The sequence below is a fragment of the Wolbachia pipientis genome (assembly GCF_023661085.1).
Lineage (GTDB): Bacteria > Pseudomonadota > Alphaproteobacteria > Rickettsiales > Anaplasmataceae > Wolbachia.
Window position 1 is genome coordinate 1 of the sequence record NZ_JAHDJT010000019.1, and the last position, 12,996, is coordinate 12,996.

17 protein-coding genes and 1 tRNA gene are annotated in these 12,996 nt (G+C 36.6%); 9 read left to right on the forward strand and 9 right to left on the reverse strand.

Annotated features, from left to right (window positions below; translation table 11 throughout):
* Window positions 1-70: 70 nt before the first annotated feature.
* The 7 genes from DM84_RS01335 to DM84_RS01365 all read right to left on the reverse strand — a co-directional run bounded on the left by DM84_RS01335 (window position 71) and on the right by DM84_RS01365 (window position 2,983).
* Window positions 71-343 (reverse strand): hypothetical protein, encoded by a 273-nt coding sequence (locus tag DM84_RS01335; RefSeq protein ID WP_250777858.1) that lies wholly within the window; start codon window positions 341-343, stop codon window positions 71-73.
* 116 nt (window positions 344-459) lie between these two features.
* Window positions 460-798, reverse strand: a complete 339-nt coding sequence (locus tag DM84_RS01340; RefSeq protein ID WP_250777862.1) for a TrbC/VirB2 family protein — start codon at window positions 796-798, stop codon at window positions 460-462.
* Between the two features lie 93 nt (window positions 799-891).
* On the reverse strand, window positions 892-1,188 hold the full coding sequence (locus DM84_RS01345) for a TrbC/VirB2 family protein (protein ID WP_250777889.1): 297 nt from the start codon (window positions 1,186-1,188) through the stop codon (window positions 892-894).
* Window positions 1,189-1,307: 119 nt separating this feature from the next.
* Entirely contained in the window at window positions 1,308-1,658 is a 351-nt protein-coding gene (locus tag DM84_RS01350) for a TrbC/VirB2 family protein (protein ID WP_250777865.1), read from the reverse strand.
* A gap of 98 nt (window positions 1,659-1,756) precedes the next feature.
* A complete protein-coding gene (locus tag DM84_RS01355) occupies window positions 1,757-2,116 on the reverse strand; it encodes a TrbC/VirB2 family protein (RefSeq protein ID WP_250777868.1) in 360 nt (119 codons plus the stop codon).
* 150 nt (window positions 2,117-2,266) lie between these two features.
* Window positions 2,267-2,548: a TrbC/VirB2 family protein gene (locus DM84_RS01360; protein ID WP_250777871.1), complete on the reverse strand. Its 282-nt coding sequence runs from the start codon at window positions 2,546-2,548 to the stop codon at window positions 2,267-2,269.
* Between the two features lie 120 nt (window positions 2,549-2,668).
* Window positions 2,669-2,983: a TrbC/VirB2 family protein gene (locus DM84_RS01365; RefSeq protein ID WP_250777874.1), complete on the reverse strand. Its 315-nt coding sequence runs from the start codon at window positions 2,981-2,983 to the stop codon at window positions 2,669-2,671.
* A 166-nt stretch (window positions 2,984-3,149) separates the two neighbouring features.
* Here DM84_RS01365 and DM84_RS01370 point away from each other — a divergent pair.
* The 8 genes from DM84_RS01370 (at window position 3,150) to DM84_RS01405 (ending at window position 9,830) form a co-directional block, all read left to right on the forward strand.
* A tRNA-Arg gene (locus DM84_RS01370) sits at window positions 3,150-3,224 on the forward strand.
* Window positions 3,225-3,317: 93 nt separating this feature from the next.
* A complete protein-coding gene (gene dnaJ, locus DM84_RS01375) occupies window positions 3,318-4,430 on the forward strand; it encodes a molecular chaperone DnaJ (protein ID WP_250777875.1) in 1,113 nt (370 codons plus the stop codon).
* A 145-nt stretch (window positions 4,431-4,575) separates the two neighbouring features.
* Window positions 4,576-4,926 (forward strand): TrbC/VirB2 family protein, encoded by a 351-nt coding sequence (locus DM84_RS01380; protein ID WP_250777876.1) that lies wholly within the window; start codon window positions 4,576-4,578, stop codon window positions 4,924-4,926.
* A gap of 292 nt (window positions 4,927-5,218) precedes the next feature.
* Window positions 5,219-5,779: an ATP synthase F1 subunit delta gene (gene atpH / locus DM84_RS01385; protein ID WP_250777877.1), complete on the forward strand. Its 561-nt coding sequence runs from the start codon at window positions 5,219-5,221 to the stop codon at window positions 5,777-5,779.
* Window positions 5,776-7,317: a F0F1 ATP synthase subunit alpha gene (atpA, locus tag DM84_RS01390; RefSeq protein ID WP_250777878.1), complete on the forward strand. Its 1,542-nt coding sequence runs from the start codon at window positions 5,776-5,778 to the stop codon at window positions 7,315-7,317. The genes atpH and atpA overlap by 4 nt, the downstream gene beginning before the upstream one ends.
* Before the next feature lie 9 nt (window positions 7,318-7,326).
* The gene (gene greA / locus DM84_RS01395) at window positions 7,327-7,821 is read left to right on the forward strand and encodes a transcription elongation factor GreA (RefSeq protein ID WP_250777879.1); all 495 of its coding nucleotides are present in this window, start codon (window positions 7,327-7,329) and stop codon (window positions 7,819-7,821) included.
* A gap of 3 nt (window positions 7,822-7,824) precedes the next feature.
* Window positions 7,825-8,478 (forward strand): 3,4-dihydroxy-2-butanone-4-phosphate synthase, encoded by a 654-nt coding sequence (ribB, locus tag DM84_RS01400; RefSeq protein ID WP_250777881.1) that lies wholly within the window; start codon window positions 7,825-7,827, stop codon window positions 8,476-8,478.
* A gap of 71 nt (window positions 8,479-8,549) precedes the next feature.
* Entirely contained in the window at window positions 8,550-9,830 is a 1,281-nt protein-coding gene (locus DM84_RS01405; RefSeq protein ID WP_250777882.1) for a M48 family metalloprotease, read from the forward strand.
* A 31-nt stretch (window positions 9,831-9,861) separates the two neighbouring features.
* Here DM84_RS01405 and DM84_RS01410 read toward each other — a convergent pair whose 3' ends face one another.
* Complete coding sequence (locus tag DM84_RS01410; protein WP_250777884.1) at window positions 9,862-10,200, reverse strand: TrbC/VirB2 family protein; 339 nt, start codon at window positions 10,198-10,200, stop codon at window positions 9,862-9,864.
* A gap of 100 nt (window positions 10,201-10,300) precedes the next feature.
* A complete protein-coding gene (gene fabG / locus DM84_RS01415) occupies window positions 10,301-11,035 on the reverse strand; it encodes a 3-oxoacyl-[acyl-carrier-protein] reductase (protein WP_250777886.1) in 735 nt (244 codons plus the stop codon).
* Window positions 11,036-11,265: 230 nt separating this feature from the next.
* Here fabG and DM84_RS01420 point away from each other — a divergent pair, with 230 nt between their 5' ends.
* Window positions 11,266-12,786: an HlyD family type I secretion periplasmic adaptor subunit gene (locus DM84_RS01420; protein WP_250777888.1), complete on the forward strand. Its 1,521-nt coding sequence runs from the start codon at window positions 11,266-11,268 to the stop codon at window positions 12,784-12,786.
* The last annotated feature ends 210 nt before the right edge of the window (window positions 12,787-12,996 follow it).

The following is a 12,996-nucleotide window of genomic DNA, read 5'->3' on the forward strand; positions in this document are numbered from 1 at the left end:
TTTAAAGTATTATAGAGTCAAAACTCGCCACTCGGGGTTTCTTTGCCTTTTTCTCCATTTGGTAAATTTCTTAAATATTTATTACTAAAGTAGTATCTTGGATCCCAGTGCCAGCTACTTGGATGACAAGAAAAGGAGGCTCTGGAATGATACCCATAACTTTGTCATTCCAGCGCGTGACGCTGGAATCTAGGAACTTGATTAGGTTAGTGAGTATAAACGTTATGTTAAAACACACCATTTTATGGAAACTAGATCCCAGTATCAAGTACTGGGATGACAGGAGGAGAGGTGCTGGGATGACAAAAAAGGAGGCACTTGGATGCACCCATAGATCTGTCATTCAAGCACTTGACGCTGAAACCCAGAAATTTTTATCCGTATATCATCTGTTTTTAAAAATACTATAAACACTAAAACTTACCACTTTTAAGTGAAGAAAACCTCAACAAGGGTTTATTACGGAAGAGTACATTCTTTCTTAGCGTTATTCCAAGTTCCTTTATTCTCAGTACATCCTGTTTGGGTACAAGTTGTTGCTTTTCCTGTTATTGCCTTTACAACCGCAGGAGCGCCAAAGAACACGGCAGTAAATGCACCCAGTGCAAAAAGAGCAGGCCAGGGCATTCTCCCGAATATTGCAAGTAAAGCTGCACCAATTATTACTATTGTGATCATCGGCCCACCTAAGCTGTGAGTATAGCTTACTATTTTGCATATTACTCCTGATGTTGCATCAGCATTAGCATCAAACGCAAAGGAGAAAATTAAAGCCGCAAGTAGAAGAAATTTTTTCATCACATATCCCCAATAATTTTTATTTTTTATGCTACTCCGCTTTGATTAAATTTGAGTAAATGGTACAAGGAGCAACATTTATCTAAGGTTTCCCTAAGCCTCATTTACACATTTCTTTTGATCGCTATCCCATTTTTGACCAGAAGGGCAGCATACCTCTTTTCCTGTTATTTTTGTTACAACTGCAGGAGCGCCAAAAAACACAGCAGTAAATGCACCTAGTGCAAAAAGAGCAGGCCAAGGCATTCTGCCGAATATTGCGAGTAATGCTGCCCCAATTATTACTATTGTAATTATCGGTCCACCTAGGCCTTGAGTGTAGCTTATTATACTGCATATTACTCCTGATGTTGCATCAGCAGCATTAGCATCAAACGCAAATGAGAAAATTCAAGCTGCAAGTAGAAGAAATTTTTTCATCATGTCTCCAATAATTTTTATTTTTTATGGTACTTCACTTTGATTAAATTTGAGTAAATGATGCTAAGCATCATTTACTCAATACCTTTCTACTTACAAACATATTTGCCTGATCCTGGGGTATCTTCTTGCCATGTTTTCCCGGAATCGCATGTGCACTTATTTGCTGTGTTTGGCGCTATTTTTGAGACGACAGCAGGAGCGCCAAAGAACACAGCAGTAAATGCACCGAGTGCAAAGAGCGCTGGCCAGGGCATTCTGCCAAATATCGCAAGCAAAGCTGCACCAATTATCACTATTGTGATCATCGGTCCACCTAGACCGTGGGTATAACCCATTATTTTGCATATCACTGCTGATGTTGCATCTAGCTCATTAGCAGCATTAGCATCAAACGCAAAAGAGAGAATTAAAGCCATAAGTAGAAGAAATTTTTTCATTATGTCTCCAATAATTTTTATTTTTTATGCTATTACGCTTTGGTTAAATTTAGGTAAATGGTGCTTCTGCACCATTTACCTAATGCTTTTCTGAAATTTTAGCTCTTGTTACATGTATTTGTTGCTGCATTCCATGATGTCTTATCAGGGCAAGCAGCCTTACCATCTTTACAAATTATACCACCTGGTATTATTTTTGAAACAACTACAGGAGCACCAAAAAACACAGCGGTAAATGCACCGAGTGCAAAGAGCGCTGGCCAGGGCATTCTGCCAAATATTGCAAGCAAAGCTGCACCAATTATCACTATCGTAATCATCGGTCCACCCAGGCCGTGAGTATAGCCTACTATTTTACATATCGTGTCTGTTGTTTTATCGTCCTCAGGTCCGGCAGCGAAAGCAGTATCAAATACAAGGGAGAGAATTAAAGCCACAAGTAGAAGAAATTTTTTCATCACGTCTCCAATAATTTTTGTTTTTTATGCTACTCCGCTTTGATTAAATTTAGGTAAACGATGCTAGAAGTATCACTTACCTAAAACTTTTTCGAGGCTTTTAGTACCTTTGATTTGTAGATACTTTAACAGAAGGCTAGTACGCTCCTACTAACACGCTCCTGCTTTATCTGGCGCTATTGCTTTTACAACAGCAGGAGCGCCAAAGAACGCAGCGGTAAATGCACCGAGTGCAAAAAGTGCTGGCCAAGGCATTCTGCCAAATATCGCAAGCAAAGCTGCACCAATTATCACTATTGTGATCATCGGTCCACCTAGTGTTTTAGTATAGTTTATTATATTGCATATCACACTTTTTGTTGTATCATCATCAGCATTTGCATCAAACGCAAAAGAGAGAATTAAAGCCACGAGTAGAAGAAATTTTTTCATCATGCCTCCAATAATTTCATATTTTATCCTACTCCTTTTTGATTAAATTTAAGTAAATGATACAAGAAGTATCACTTACCTAAAATTTGAGGCTCTTTAGTTCGCAGCTTTGCCAGAAGATTAGCGTTTTTCTATGGGATGCATGCCTACTGTGCCTAGTGCTATTGCTGTTACAATCTTTGGTGCACCAAAAAACACGGCAGTAAATGCACCGAGTGCAAAAAGAGCAGGCCAAGGCATTCTGCCAAATATTGCAAGCAGAGCTGCACCTATTATTACTACTGTGATCATCGGTCCACCTATGCTTTGGGTATATTTTACTATGCTGCATATCACTTCTGATGTTTCGTCACCTTGAGTTTTACTCTGCTTAGCGGCATTTGCATCAAATGCAAAAGATAGGACTAAAGCTATAAATAGAAGAAATTTTTTCATTATGTCTCCAATAATTTTATGCCAGATTTTCCTTTGCGTTTATTAAATTTAAGTTAAGGGTATTAGTAAATTTGTCATATCATCAATTTAACTTTGGTGCCATTTTATTTTTAGCCAAACCAATTGAATCAAGCTGTAAAATCTGTTAAAGTTGATTTTATCAAAGGCACCCTTAGCTCAGTTGGATTAGAGCATTTGACTACGGATCAAAAGGTCGGGCGTTCGAGTCGCTCAGGGTGCACAATGTTTTTAGTCTATGCAGAAAACAGAGGCCACACTTGAAATTGATGTATGAAGTACCTATCTTTAAAGGTTAAATACTGAACTGTTGTATATGAGCACAAAAGACTACTATGAACTGCTGGAAGTAAGCAGAAATGCTAGTATTGATGAGATAAAAAAAGCATATAAGAAATTAGCGTTAAAGTATCATCCAGATAGAAATCCTGGTAATAAAGAAGCAGAGGAAAAATTTAAAGAAATAACGGCTGCGTATGAGGTTCTATCTGACCCTGAAAAAAAGGCAGGTTATGATCGTTACGGACATGAGGATGGTGGTTTTGGTGAATTTGATTTTAGCCAGGCTGCAGGAGATTTTAGTGACATATTCAACGATTTTTTTGGCGGAGGATTTGGGAGATCAAGTAGGGCAAAGAGAAGCACAACGAAAGTGCCTGGGTCGGACTTACGTTATGATCTTGAAATTACCTTAGAAGACGCATTTAAAGGGATACAAGTGCCTATACATTACGTTACAAATGTAAAATGTGACACGTGTAAAGGTACAGGTAGCGAAGGAACGATCAAACCAGTTCAGTGTCACATGTGTCAAGGAAGCGGTAGGATCAGGACTCAACAGGGCTTTTTTACAATCGAGAGAACATGTACCACATGTTATGGAGAAGGAGAAATAATACAGAACAAATGCAAAAAATGTGGTGGAAATGGGCGCAGAAGAGATGAAGTAAATATATCAGTTTCAATTCCAAAAGGCATAGAGAAAGACGCTAAGGTAAGGGTAAGTGGTAAAGGAGAAGCTGGAGTAAGAGGTGGGAAAAGCGGAGATTTATATGTATATGTTAAAATCGCTCCACACAAGATCTTTACTCGGGATAAAGCAGATTTACATTGCAAAGTGCCTATAAGAATGACATTAGCAGTGCTCGGTGGTGAAATTGATGTCCAGTCAATTGACGGGGCTAAAATAAAAGTAAAGGTTCCTGAAGGCACTCAAACTGGTACCAAACTACGTTGTAGAGAAAAGGGTATGCCATGTATGAATTCAAACGTACGTGGTGATTTATATGTGCAGGTAATAGTTGAAACTTTAAATCCAAAGAACTTAACTGAAAAACAAATTGAGCTGTTGAAAGCGCTTGAAGAAGAAGAAAAGGCAAACATGCAACGGCAATCTGAAGGGTTCTTTAGTAAAGTAAAAAAAAAATAGGAAATTTGCTCAGCGATATCAAAGGCAGTTAATTAGCTGCTCTCCATTGTCTCCTGGTGCTTGAACCTTCTTAGTCTTTATGCTAGCTTTATCAAAATTATACTATTTTAGATATAATTGCAATGTCTAAATTTAAGGTATAGGGATGAACCTTACAATTAGGAAAGTTTTTAGTGTTTTTCTTATAATACTATTTATTTCCTTTTCTCATATGAGCAGTGCTGCTGATAGTGATCTTGATGTAACCACCAAAGTAATATGCAATATCATTAAATACGTTTGGGGAATAGGCGGACCTCTTATGACTATAGTAATAATAGGTGCGGCTTTGCTTGCGATATTTGGTAGAATGCCCTGGCCAGCACTTTTTGCACTCGGTGTATTTTGCGCTGTGTTTTTTGGTGCAAAAGCTATTGTGACAAAAGTAATCGGTGGCGTAGGTGGTACTGGACATACTTCCATCATGGACAAATGTGGAGCGGAAGAAAAGAAATAAATTCTTTTGCTAATAAATTGCTTCCATTGTACACGCTGCAACTGATAGTTACTGCTTTGCATTTCTGATACCAAATTGCTTCATTGATAATAAAAAATACTTCCCTTTCTCTGAGAAATCTGTTATATTCAGTGTAATTACTGACTTTCATTGTTTCTAGAATATTTTTCCCTTGATAGCTATTTTATAATGAATTTGTCAGTAGTTTTTTTACACAACAAAGCCCGCTGGAATCTAAATTTTTTAGGCTGGATTTTGTGGTCAAGCTACGGCTATATATAAGTAATTTAATATGAAAAGGACTCAATACAATAATTTAGTTTCATCTTATGCTAGAGCGCTGTTTTATACCTCAGAAGATAAACTAGGTACTATAAGAAAAGAAGTAGAATTTTTGTTGGATTTTTTTAAAAATCAACGTGATATTTTTATATACCTATCTCATCCTATGATTTCTCTTGCGCGTAAAAAAGAAGCGATACTCTCTATAGATAAAAACTTAAGCGAGAACTTAGTGAAATTTATTATGGTTGTATCCGCAAATAGGCGCTCTAATTTATTAATCCTGATATTAGAAAAATTCTTAAATCTTGTGAGAGAAAATGAAAATGAATTGGAAGTTATTATAAAGTCAGCAGAGGCTTTAAAGGAACCTGATATAAAAATAATTACTGAATCTCTAAACTTTCTTGGTAAAATAACAAAGGTAAGTAACGTGGTTGACCCTTCTATACTGGGCGGTTTTGTGGTGAAGTATGGTTTTAATTTGATTGATGCTTCACTGAAAAGTTACTTAGATAGATTGGTTGATTTGAGTAAAATGGAAATATTGAAAATAAGGAATTGTGTATGAAAAACGGTATAAATGCTTCTGAAATAGTAAACATAATAAAAGAAAAAGTTGAGGCGTTTGATAATCCTGTAAAGCGAGAAAGTATAGGTGAAGTGATTTCAGTAACTGATGGTATTGCATTGGTTTATGGACTTGAAAAAGCAAAATTTGGTGAAAAAGTATCCTTTACAAGTGGTATAGAAGGAATAGTTTTTGATTTAGATCATGATATAGCTGGAATAGTGGTGCTTGGTAATGATCGTGATGTCAAAGAAGGGGATATTGTAAAATGTAGTGGTAATATTGTGCAGGTTCCTGTAGGGCATGAATTATTGGGAAGAGTTGTAAATGCATTAGGTTATCCTATAGACAACGGCGGGAAAATTAGAACCAAAAACAAAATGGACATGGAGTCTAAGGCGCCAGGCATTATTGATCGTAAATCTGTGCATGAACCTCTGCAAACCGGAATTAAGATTATAGACTTACTAATTCCAATAGGCAGAGGACAGCGTGAATTAATTATTGGCGATAGACAAATCGGTAAAACTACTATTGCGCTTGATACCGTCATTAATCAGAAGAAGATTAATGATGAAGTGGACGAAAATCAAAAAGTTTACTGTGTTTATGTTGCTATTGGACAAAAGATTTCAACAGTAGCAAAAGTGGTGAATAAGCTAAAAGAAAGTGGGGCATTAGAGTATACAACTGTAGTTGTGGCTAGTGCATCTGACTGCGCGCCTATGCAATTTTTAGCACCTTATGCTGGTTGCACCATTGGAGAGTTTTTTCGTGATAATGGAATGCATTGCTTGGTGGTTTATGATGATTTATCTAAGCACGCTGTGGCATATAGGCAGATGTCCTTATTGTTGAGGCGTCCTCCTGGCCGTGAAGCTTATCCTGGGGATATATTCTATGTGCATTCTCGTTTGCTTGAAAGAGCTGCTAAAATGTCTGATGAAAAAGGGCAGGGATCTCTAACTGCGTTGCCGATTATCGAAACTCAAGCTGGCGATGTATCTGCATATGTTCCAACTAACGTAATTTCGATTACCGATGGACAAATCTTCCTAGAGTCTGAATTATTTCATAAAGGATTTCGTCCTGCAGTAAATATAGGTTTATCAGTTTCGCGGGTTGGCTCTGCTGCGCAATTGAAATCTGTGAAAAAAGTTGCTGGTTCTATAAAGCTAAGTTTGGCTCAATATAGAGAGTTAGAAGATTTCGCAAAATTTGGTTCTGATCTCGATGCTAGTGTTCAACTATCCTTAAATAAGGGTAAATATCTTGTTGAGTTATTAAAGCAAAGACAGCATTCACCTATGCAAATAGAAGAGCAAGTGGCGCTGATGTACGTCTTTTCTAATCTATATGATCAGTTAAGCAAGGTACAAATAAGCAATGTCAATAAATTTGAATATGATCTTATCAATTATTTCCATACTGTACACCCTGGAATTTTAAAAAAGTTGTCAAACAGCATGGATGATGGTATAAAAGACGATATTTTCGATATTGTGAGTAATTTTGTTACTCAATTTAATTACGTTTAGGTGGTGGTTATGGCTTCATCAATTGTTAATAAGTTTCCTATGACAAGGGAAGGTTTTGAACATATGCAAGCCGAGCTTGAGAAATTAAAGAAAGAAAAGCCTTCCATTATACAAGCTATTTCTGATGCACGTGATCAAGGTGATTTGTCCGAAAATGCGGAGTATCACGCTGCACGAGAAAGGTTAGGTTTTATCGAAGGACGTATAATGGAGTTAGAAAACAAGATTTCACACGCAGAAGTAATAGAAATGAAAAGCTTGTCTGGCGATTCAGTAATGTTTGGCGCAACCGTAACATTAAGCATGCTCAGTGATGATGGTCGTGAAGCAGAATATATTTATAAAATTGTAGGTGAGTATGAAGCTGATGTTTCAAAACAGTTGATATCTACTAGTTCACCTTTAGGTAGTGCTTTAATTGGCAAAAAAGTTGGTGAGTATGTGGAAGTGGTAGTGCCAAGCGGAGAGAAGTTATATAAAGTAGTTAGGATTGAATTTAAATAAATTATGGTACAGACCACTTATGCATCAATGAGTCTATCCAGCATTTCTCCTGTGGAAGATGTGTTAGAGGATGCCCGTTCTGGTAAATTATTTATTTTAGTTGATGATGAAGATAGAGAAAATGAAGGCGATCTGATTGTCTTAGCTGAAAAACTAGAACCAAAACATGTAACTTTTATGGTTAGATATGGTACTGGCATTGTATTTTTAGCTATGACAAGACCTCATATGAGTAGGCTAGGCCTTGAGTTTATGAGGAAAAGTAATGTAGATGAAAAGCTTATTCCTCACACTGCATTTACTACATCAATTGATGCACGTTATGGTATTACAACAGGTGTTTCTGCTCATGATAGAACGCGCACGATACTTACTGCTATTGATGAAAAGAGTACTAAAGATGATATTATTACTCCCGGTCATGTTTTTCCTATTATTGCAAATGATGGTGGAGTCTTAGCACGCAATGGTCATACTGAAGCAAGTGTTGAAATAGCAAAGTTAGTTGGCCTTAATCACGCAGCTGTAGGGTGTGAATTAGTGAACGATGATGGCTCTATGATGCGCTTACCTCAGTTGCTTAAATTTGCTGAACAACATAAGATTAAGTTAACTACCATCGATAAACTTGTTAGCTACGTTGAAAAGTTAAGCTAGCATTTATAAATTTGTATAATTTAAGTGTTAAAATGTAAAATTCCTAAAAATTATACGAACACGGAATTTTCATGTTTAAAATTGCTAAGTTTTTTATCTTATTGCTCTTTTTTATATATTGCAGTAGCGCTTACTCTGTTAACGTTATTAGAGATAGTGAGGTGGAAGCAGTGGTAAAAGAACTAGCGCAACCCTTATTTTCTGCCGCAGGCATTGATAGTGATCGGATAAAAGTTTTCATAATTAGTGATAATTCTATTAATGCTTTCGTAATTGATAATAATAGCATTTTCATTCACTTAGGACTTTTGCAACATTCGGCTGAGCCCTACATTTTGCTTGGCATATTAGCACATGAGATTGCTCACATATCTGCTGGTCACATATTGCAGATGAGTGGCGCTGTGAGTTATTTTCAATCGATAGCAATGATCAGTTATGTGGTAGGATTGGTTTCTACTATTATCGTTAATCCCCAGGTTGCTAGTGCAATTTTGCTAAGCGGTGTAGCACTCAGCTCAAGGCTGTTTTTTAACTATTCTCAAGAGCAAGAAAGTGTAGCAGATAGCTATGCTTTAAGGTACCTTGATGAATCTGGCTATGATAATTCAGGTATGAAAGAGATTTTTGACTACTTTAAAAGTATCGAACATGAAAATGCTGAAGGGTATTTCCGCACTCATCCGCTTAGTGATAAGCGCATATTTGCTGTACAAAATTATAAGGTTAAAAACAATGTGAAACCAATTCTTGCAGATAAGTTACTAAGGTTTAAGCGTATGGTTACAAAGCTAGATTCCTTTTTTTCTCCCATACATGTGTTATCCAATAAATATGAAAGTAATTCTGAGTACGTAAATGCTATAATCCATTATAGGCAAGGAAAGATGGAAGAGGCTATCGCTATAGTTGATTCATTAGTTCAAAAGTCACGCAATGACCCATACTTGTATGAATTAAGAGCAGAAATGCTGTACAAGGCAGGGAATTTGGGTGAAGCAATAAAAACGTACGAAGAATCGCTTAGGTATTTATCTGAAAAAGACAGTTATTTGGTGAAACTTACATTATCCCATACTTTATTGTTGTACGGTGATACAAAGAAAGCAATTTTTTACCTGGAACAGATCGCAAGTGTAGAGCCAAATAATGCCTTTGTCTGGAAGTATTTAAGTATCGCATATAAACGTAATGCTGATACGGCAATGCATTATTTTGCCTTAACGAAAAAGGCTTGCATTGAAGGTAATTTAAAACAGTTTATGAAATATGCTGAACTGGCTGTCAAAACTTTACCAAAAGATAGCCCTTACTTGTTGCAAATTGAAGACATGAAACGACTTAATGGATGACAGCACTTTAATACGTTATTACTTTTACTAGTTATTTATCTGCACACTTTTTAAGCGTGTCCTGTGCTTCACTGCTTATATTAGGCATAACTTTCATTATAATCGTCTTGGCACCAAAGAATACGCCACAAAACATGCCTAAAGCAAAAAGAGCTGGCCAAGGCATTCTACCAAATATTGCAAGCAAGGACGCACCAATTATCACTACAGTCATAAGTGGACCACCTATTCCCCACACATACCCAATAATGTTGCATATTACTTCAGCTGTGCTGTCCATGGTATCATTAGCGCCAGAAGCGGTTGAGTAACCTGAGAGAATCAATATTGCATATAGAACATTAAAAAATTTTCTTATTATAGAATTCATTTTTTTGCCTCTAAATAATAAACTAGTGTAATAAAAGCAATTTTATTACACATATTTATTTTAAAGTAAAGTTTATGGCTTGTCCACAAATAAGGTATCACTACATAAATAAACCCCCCTTAATGTTCAGCACATTCCCTGTGGTATATTTTGCTTCCTCACTTGCTAAAAACAGGACTCCTGCCGCTATTTCCTCTCCCGTCCCCATTTTTTTCATTGGAATATTATCTAGTATTTTTCTCTTTTGTTCTGCAGTTAAAACTTCAGTCATTTTAGTATCTATAAACCCAGGAGCAATACAATTTACTGTTATATTGCGACTTGCAACTTCTTTTGCTATGGATTTACTCATGGCTATTATTCCAGCTTTTGATGCTGCATAATTTGCCTGTCCAGCATTTCCTGTTAACCCTACTATTGAAGAAATATTTATAATCCTCCCCCAGTTATTCTTAATTAGTTTCCTGCATGCTTCTCTATTTAGTTTAAACGTAGAACTCAAGTTAATATCAATCACTTTTTGCCATGCTTCATCTGTCATTCTCAACAATAAACTATCTTGTGTAATGCCTGCATTACATACGAGCCCGTCGAAACCTTCCATCAACTCATTTGCCCTATTTATCAGCTGGTGTACTTCCTCGGAATTTAATAAGTTGCAAGGAAGTATATAAATATTTTTTTCATATAGTTTAGCAACTTCTTCTAGGGCTTCTTTTTTTGTACCAGAAATACATAGAATTGCTCCAGCTTTATGCATAGTTTTTACAATTACCTGCCCTATTCCACCTGATGCACCAGTAATCAGGAATTTTCTGCCTTCTAATCGAAACATAATAACCTCGCCTTATCCGATTACTAACAGAGCATTGTCTAGTTGGCAATAGATTTTTCGCATGACACAAGCAACTTTCATACTCGTTAAAAGCTTAAGTCAGGTCAGGTATAGCAAAATTGTTACTAAATAGTTTATTCTGGTGTTTTGCAGTCCAAATGAAGTGCATAAGTCATGGATTCTTTGTTTTTGTATGTTATCTTAATGCTAACGCAAGTTCACAGTAATATATGATAAGTAAGTTAAAAAAACTTAGTGCTGGATTCTCTTTGACAGGCCTACTTGGCCATAGTGATAATATAAGCATGCAAGGAACAAAAAATAAAAAGAAGAAGTATCCGAAGTTTTTAGATAAAACGTTCGCATTGATTGATGCGGTGGTAAGTTTTATTTTAAAACGCGAGGGTAATAACGTAAATGAGGTTCTGAGAGTAACATGGGGACCACTGTTTTTTGGTCTGATAGTGATACTCATTTTTTTTGGAGTAGGTGGTATTTGGTCGGCTATAGCTCCAATTGATGGGGCAGTGCATGCAAGTGGAGAAGTTATTGTATCTTCAAACAGGAAAATAGTTCAACATCTGGGTGGAGGAATAATAAGTAAAATTTTGGTCAGAGAGGGCCAAGCAGTTAAAAAAGATGAGCCTTTAGTTTTGTTAAGTGATGTTAACGAGAAGGCAAATTTGAGTATAATCAAAGAAAAACTCTTATCGCTTTTGGCAACTGAAGCAAGACTTATTGCTATTAGGGGAGATTTGGACATAATTGAATTTCCTGATGAAGTCAAAGAATTGTCTGATGGCAATCTTGCAAACAAAGTGATGAAAAATCAGATAAGATTATTTGATTCTCAGCACAAGAGTATATTGGGAAAAACCGACATACTGCAACAGCGTATAAGACAGTTACATGATGAGCTAGTAGGGCTGAATTCTCAACTGGATGCAGCTCTTAAGCAATATGACTTAATAGCTGAGGAATTAGAAACAAAAAGGCAACTTCTTAACGGTGGTCACATAGGTAAGCCACACATTTTGGCTTTGGAAAAGCAGTTTGCTGAAATTGAAGGTAGAGTTGGTCATTACCGTGCTGCGATATCTCAAGTGCAACAAAAAATTGGGGAAAACGAGTTAGAAATCATAAATGTGAAGAATGACGCTCAAGAGAGAGCAAACATTGAGCTTAAGGAAGTTAGCACGTCTATTGCTGACTTGAGAGAAAGATTGATGGTCGCAGAAGATGCGTTAACACGCACAATTATTAGATCGCCTCAAAATGGAATAGTTACGGATATACGGTACCATACGGAAGGTGGTGTTATACAGTCTGGTGTGCCGATTATGAGCATAGTGCCATCTAATGATGATTTAATAATAGACGCTAAAATTCAGACTAGAAATATAGAGGAGATACTGTCGGCACAAAAAAAAGATAGCAATATAGTCTCTATTGACGGATTGGAAGGACTAAAGGTGAAAGTAAGGCTGAGTGCTTACAGCGCACGTCGTTTAAGTTTGATTAATGGTATAGTAAGCCATATTTCTCCTGATGCCCTCGATGATCCAAGGTTAGGGCGTTATTATTCAGTACGTGTGGTGATACCAAAGTCAGAGCTTGCTCAGTTCAAAAATGTATATCTATATCCCGGTATGCCAGCAGAAGTGTATATAGTTACTCAATCCCGTACTCTTTTGTCATTTTTGTTTACACCTATAATTGCGACAGTTGATAGGTCTTTTATAGAGAGGTAGCTCACTTGTTAAAGTGAATAGAAACAAAAAAACTACTTGACAACTTTTGCCGTTACCCCTATTATAGTAGTGAAGCTATTTGTTTAACTTCCCAATCTGTACAGGTTAAAATGACAAGAGAACTTGTATTTGGCGTACTATGTGCACTGCATGTCCTTTTAAAACTTCGGGTTTTTCCCTATACAAGCTGAAACGCGCTTATAAGTCGTT

Coding starts and splice junctions, on each gene's coding strand:
- ribB (WP_250777881.1), top strand. CDS start 7,825: ATGGTACAGACCACTTATGCATCAATGAGTCTATCCAGCATTTCTCCT.
- DM84_RS01420 (WP_250777888.1), top strand. CDS start 11,266: ATGATAAGTAAGTTAAAAAAACTTAGTGCTGGATTCTCTTTGACAGGC.
- atpH (WP_250777877.1), top strand. CDS start 5,219: ATGAAAAGGACTCAATACAATAATTTAGTTTCATCTTATGCTAGAGCG.
- DM84_RS01335 (WP_250777858.1), bottom strand. CDS start 343: ATGACAGATCTATGGGTGCATCCAAGTGCCTCCTTTTTTGTCATCCCA.
- DM84_RS01380 (WP_250777876.1), top strand. CDS start 4,576: ATGAACCTTACAATTAGGAAAGTTTTTAGTGTTTTTCTTATAATACTA.
- DM84_RS01340 (WP_250777862.1), bottom strand. CDS start 798: ATGAAAAAATTTCTTCTACTTGCGGCTTTAATTTTCTCCTTTGCGTTT.
- DM84_RS01355 (WP_250777868.1), bottom strand. CDS start 2,116: ATGAAAAAATTTCTTCTACTTGTGGCTTTAATTCTCTCCCTTGTATTT.
- DM84_RS01410 (WP_250777884.1), bottom strand. CDS start 10,200: ATGAATTCTATAATAAGAAAATTTTTTAATGTTCTATATGCAATATTG.
- DM84_RS01360 (WP_250777871.1), bottom strand. CDS start 2,548: ATGAAAAAATTTCTTCTACTCGTGGCTTTAATTCTCTCTTTTGCGTTT.
- DM84_RS01365 (WP_250777874.1), bottom strand. CDS start 2,983: ATGAAAAAATTTCTTCTATTTATAGCTTTAGTCCTATCTTTTGCATTT.
- DM84_RS01405 (WP_250777882.1), top strand. CDS start 8,550: ATGTTTAAAATTGCTAAGTTTTTTATCTTATTGCTCTTTTTTATATAT.
- fabG (WP_250777886.1), bottom strand. CDS start 11,035: ATGTTTCGATTAGAAGGCAGAAAATTCCTGATTACTGGTGCATCAGGT.
- atpA (WP_250777878.1), top strand. CDS start 5,776: ATGAAAAACGGTATAAATGCTTCTGAAATAGTAAACATAATAAAAGAA.
- DM84_RS01350 (WP_250777865.1), bottom strand. CDS start 1,658: ATGAAAAAATTTCTTCTACTTATGGCTTTAATTCTCTCTTTTGCGTTT.
- dnaJ (WP_250777875.1), top strand. CDS start 3,318: ATGAGCACAAAAGACTACTATGAACTGCTGGAAGTAAGCAGAAATGCT.
- greA (WP_250777879.1), top strand. CDS start 7,327: ATGGCTTCATCAATTGTTAATAAGTTTCCTATGACAAGGGAAGGTTTT.